Source organism: Cognatilysobacter segetis (genome assembly GCF_004359965.1).
Taxonomy (GTDB): domain Bacteria; phylum Pseudomonadota; class Gammaproteobacteria; order Xanthomonadales; family Xanthomonadaceae; genus Cognatilysobacter; species Cognatilysobacter segetis.
The window spans coordinates 1-915 of the sequence record NZ_SMRQ01000107.1 but is presented as its reverse complement, the minus strand read 5'-3'; the positions used below and the strand labels follow the sequence as shown (position 1 = coordinate 915).

At 65.4% G+C, this 915-nt stretch carries 2 protein-coding genes; both read right to left on the bottom strand.

The genetic code is table 11. The features are described 5' to 3' along the window. The coding region (locus E4F61_RS14015; protein WP_162301503.1) for an outer membrane beta-barrel protein at positions 1-268 on the bottom strand (268 nt) is incomplete at its 3' end. 185 nt (positions 269-453) lie between these two features. After that, positions 454-915: OmpA family protein (locus E4F61_RS14010; RefSeq protein ID WP_133480228.1), on the bottom strand; the 462-nt coding region annotated here is incomplete at its 5' end.

The following is a 915-nucleotide window of genomic DNA, read 5'->3' as shown; positions in this document are numbered from 1 at the left end:
CGCCGTACTGGCTCCACCACAGGTCCTGGTTATCGGTGAAACGCGGGTTCTGGTAGTTCAGCTCGACGTCGAACGACCAGTTCGGATTGAGCATCTTGCCCAGCCCGATCGTGCCGAACGGCGCGTTGTTCGTGCCGCGGTCGTTGTCCTGGATGTTCCAGCCGGCGGACGTCGAGACGTACCAGCGATCGTCGAACGACTGCGCCTGGGCGGCCTGGGCGAAAGCCAGGCCCGCGAGCAGTGCGGTGCTCAGCATGCGGATCTTCATATGCAGCTCCAAAAAAGGTCGGAAACGGCGGCCAGGCCCTGACGCTCCTGAACAGGCCGAGATGAATCATTGCACGGCCGCTTGCGTTTGTTAACAAGGATTAACGACTGCCCGACCGGTGGCCGGGATCGGCAAACGAAGCCCGGCGCAAGGCCGGGCTTCGGGTACAGCCGTGCGAACAGGTATTACGAGTTCTGCACGTTCAGCTCGGTGCGGCGGTTGCGCTCGTTCTTGCACGCCGGCAGCGTCTGCGGCGTGTTCTCGAGCGGACGGCTCTCGCCGTAACCGTTCGGGCCGGCCAGACGCGACGCGTCGATGCCGTGGCTCGTCAGGTAGTCGTACACGGCGCGGGCGCGACGCTCCGACAGCGACTGGTTGTACGCATCGGTGCCGCACAGGTCGGTGTGACCGGCGACTTCAACGCGCAGCTGCGGGTCGCGCTGCAGGATCGACACCGCCTCGTCGAGGATCGCGATCGCGTCCGGACGCAGCGTCGACTTGTCGAAGTCGAAGTTCACGCCCTTCAGGTCGATCGTCAGCGGCACCGGGCAGCCGTCCGGACCAACGGCCTGACCCGCCACCGAACCCGGGCACTTGTCGTCGCAGTTGTTCACGCCGTCGCCGTCGTCGTCCTTGTCGGCGCAGGT